The sequence below is a fragment of the Actinoplanes sp. NPDC048791 genome (genome assembly GCF_040650095.1).
In the GTDB taxonomy this organism is placed as follows: Bacteria; Actinomycetota; Actinomycetes; order Mycobacteriales; family Micromonosporaceae; genus Actinoplanes.
The window spans coordinates 1-3,432 of the sequence record NZ_JBEZGQ010000891.1 but is presented as its reverse complement, the minus strand read 5'-3'; the positions used below and the strand labels follow the sequence as shown (position 1 = coordinate 3,432).

General features: G+C 67.5%; 4 protein-coding genes. 3 read left to right on the top strand and 1 reads right to left on the bottom strand.

From position 1 onward, the window contains the following. The coding region (locus AB0C29_RS39180; RefSeq protein ID WP_360831657.1) for an integrase core domain-containing protein at positions 1-413 on the top strand (413 nt) is incomplete at its 5' end. 20 nt (positions 414-433) lie between these two features. Here the strand turns inward: AB0C29_RS39180 and AB0C29_RS39175 are convergent. Beyond that, positions 434-2,002 carry a hypothetical protein gene (locus AB0C29_RS39175; RefSeq protein ID WP_360831654.1) on the bottom strand — a complete coding sequence of 523 codons (1,569 nt, stop codon included), beginning with the start codon at positions 2,000-2,002 and terminating at the stop codon, positions 434-436. Positions 2,003-2,104: 102 nt separating this feature from the next. On the opposite strand from AB0C29_RS39175, the gene AB0C29_RS39170 reads away from it, so the two are divergent. Together AB0C29_RS39170 and AB0C29_RS39165 are read left to right on the top strand one after the other, a co-directional pair. Beyond that, positions 2,105-2,455, top strand: coding sequence for a hypothetical protein (locus AB0C29_RS39170; protein ID WP_360831651.1), 351 nt, complete (start codon positions 2,105-2,107; stop codon positions 2,453-2,455). Positions 2,456-2,690: 235 nt separating this feature from the next. Then, entirely contained in the window at positions 2,691-3,404 is a 714-nt protein-coding gene (locus tag AB0C29_RS39165) for a class I SAM-dependent methyltransferase (RefSeq protein ID WP_360831648.1), read from the top strand. Positions 3,405-3,432: the final 28 nt, after the last annotated feature.

The following is a 3,432-nucleotide window of genomic DNA, read 5'->3' as shown; positions in this document are numbered from 1 at the left end:
GCCTGGCCTACGCCGAAATCCACCCCGATGAGAAAACCACCACCTGCGCCGGCTTCCTGCACCGCGCCGCCGCCCACTTCGCCGCCCTCGGCATCTCAACCATCGAACGCGTCATGACCGACAACGCGATGGCCTACCGCCGCGGCCACGCCTGGCGCGACGCCCTGACCGAGCTCGGCGCGCAAGCCCGCTTCACCCGCTTCTACCGGCCCCAGACCAACGGCAAAGCCGAACGCTTCAACCGCACCATGTGCGACGAATGGATCTACTCCCGGCCCTTCACCAGCAGCCAGGACCGCGCCGACGCCCTGCCAGAATGGCTCCACACCTACAACCACCACCGCCCCCACACCGCGCTCGGAGGCCAGCCACCCATCAGCCGCGTCAACAACGGTCCTAGTCACTACAGCTAGGCGGCGACCTCGGGCCGCGCTTACTGGTCGACCTTCTCCGCGTCGACGAGGTTGCGGACGTTCCAGACCCAGGCGCCGCCGGTCCACGTCGGCTGGAAGCCCAGCAGCTGGGTCATCGCCCGCAGCATCTCGATGTCGCGGACCTGCGGGGTCAGCACCACCACCCCGGCCTTCCAGTACCGCAGGTCGGCCAGGGTCATCTCGCGCCGGGTCTCGGTGATCTCCGGGATCGGGTTGCCCTGCTTGATCGACGCCATCAGGCCGCTGGTCGGGCGCCACGGCGGGGCGAACTGGGCCGAGCGGTCCGTCGGGTCGAGCGGGTTGCGGCTCGGCAGCAGGGCGTACGCGCTGACGATCCGCATGTCCTGGCCCGTGTAGGCACTCCAGCGCAGCGGGTCCGGGTATGAGCTGTCCGGCAAGGGCAGGGCGACCAGCGTGTGGTCTTCGTCCACGTACTGCTTCCAGGCGCCCGAGGTCACGAACGCGGGGACCGGGTCCATCGGGGTCGTGCGCAGCGGGGTCGGCGTGAGCGGGACCAGGGCCATGGCCACCGCGGTGATCATGGCCACCCGGACCGGGCCGCGGGCGGCCGGCTGGGCCTTCATCAGGTCCGAGGCGCGCTGGCAGCCCAGCGCCAGCATGATGGCGACGATCGGAGCGATCGCCAGGGCCCAGCGGGTCGGCACGGCCGAGTTGAGGATCGGGACGCTGTGCAGCAGCGACCACAGGCCGGGGACGCCGGTGTCGATGCCGTTGAGCCGGATGCGCGGGCCGAGAGACATCGCGCCGAAGAACAGGGCCACGCCGGCCAGGGTCACGATCGTCACGCTGCGACGCATCCAGGCGACCAGGCCGAAGAAGAGGATGACCAGGCCCCAGCCGAAGAACGCGTTCTCCTCGGCGGCGTTCTGGGCGAGGCGGCCCGCGGTCACGCTGTTTCCGGCAATGGAGCGCTGCGCGTACGCGGTGAAGGAGCCCAGGTCGGCCCCGAAGTAGCGGACGAACTCGGGCAGCCCGTGGTAGCTCTGCGGCCCGAAGAACTGCACGTAGAGCGGGTAGGCCAGCGCGGCCAGCGTGGCACCGGCCGCGACACCGAGCCCGCGTACGAAGGTGGCGATCTCACCCGGCTGACTGCGGCGCCGCGTGACGGCCATCACTACGCAGAAGATGCCCAGCCCGACCGCGGTCATGAAGAGGATCTCGAGGTTGATGAACGCCTGCCAGACCAGCAGGCCCGCGAGCAGCAGCCCGTTGCGGACCGTCCGGCCCGGTGTCCGCAGCGCGAGCGTGCGCCAGATGATCAGCGGCACCAGGAACTGCGAGACGATGTTCGGGTGGCCGCCGGCGTGCGAGATCATGCTCGGCGCGAAGGTGGCGAACAGCGCGCCGACCCACGCCGCCAGCCGGGAGCTGACGAACTGGCGGGACAGCACGAAATACCACGAAATACCGGTGACTGCCAAGGCCAGCGTAAGAAACGCGTTGAACGCCACATGCGGCCCGAAGATGGCAGTGACGGGCGTCATCGGCAGCGAAACGGCCAACACCGACGTGTTGGCCATCATGTTCACCCCATCGGGGTAATTCATGCGATCCGAGAAGAACGGATAAACGCCATCCGTGAGCACGCGTGCACCGTGCGCCAACATCCACTCAAAGAATGCCTGATCCTGAGGATCATCGCGCAACTCATGATCAAGATTGAGCCACAACGGGGCTGTGATGAAGACCGCTACCGCAATGAAGGTGACTATTGCGAGAACATCTCGCCAGGTGAGAGACCGCCACCACCGGGGCCGCGGCGCCGGCTCCGGCTGCCCGCCGACCTCGACGTCGACGGCGGGTGTGACCGAACCGTCAACAGCGGGTATGACCGGGATCGGCGCGGCGGCGACCTCGCTTTCCAGCGCGCGCAGCTCCGCGTCCAGGTCTTCGGCGTCGGCGGCGGGGTCGGGCGGCAGAACGTTCCCGCCGGCCGACTGACCTGTCGAGTCAATACCCGTAATCGTCATAGCATCGGCGAGCCTAACCGAGGTTGGTAACAGTGTTGTGACGGGCGGCGCAGGCGTGATCGACCCGATATCTAAGCATGTATTTCCGCTCACTGGCCCGCACAGTGCATGATGGGTAAGGCCGGTGGGTACCCACGGGTCAATGTCTCAATCAGGCAAAAAATGAGCGGGCGCCCCCCGCTCAACTTTCGGTTGCGCGCAGCGGATGGTTAACTCTTCCGGTCCCGCTGTCAGCTCGGATCGGCAAGACGAGGGAACCTTACTTATGGCAGACATCACTGGAGACCAGCGGATCCAGTCCGAAGTGCTCGAAGGCCTCGCCACGGCCGTGAACCACCGTCGGTGGTTCGTGGAGCTCGCTCTCCCGTACCTGGGCGACAACCCGATCGAGATCGGCAGCGGCCTGGGCGACTACGCACTGGAGTGGGCGGAGCACCTGCCCCGCTTCACCGCGACCGAGGCCGACCCCGACCGGCTGGTGCAGCTCAAGGAGCGCCTGGCCGACCACGACAACATCGACGTGCGGCAGATGCTGCTGCCCTCGCCCGAGGCGAACGGTGAGTACAGCGCCGCCGTGTCGTACAACGTCCTCGAGCACATCGAGGACCACGTCGGCGCACTGCGCAGCATGGCCGACCTGGTGCGCCCGGGCGGCCGGATCATCCTCATCGTGCCGGCCTTCATGTTCGCGATGAGCCAGGTCGACATCGCGACGGGCCACATCCGCCGCTACACCAAGAAGACGATGCGCGCCGCCATGACCGAGGCCGGCCTGACCATCGAGAAGCTGCACTACGCGAACGCCCTGGGCCTCATCGGCTACTACGGCGCGACCAGCATCTTCAAGCTGGCGCCGAAGGAGGGCCCGATGGTCAAGGTCTACGACAGCGTCGTGCTGCCGATCACCAAGGCCGCCGAGAGCATCGTGAAGCCGCCGTTCGGCCAGTCGGTCTTCGTGGTCGCCAAGGTTCCCGGCTGATCCCGTACCCATCGACGAAGCCCGCCGG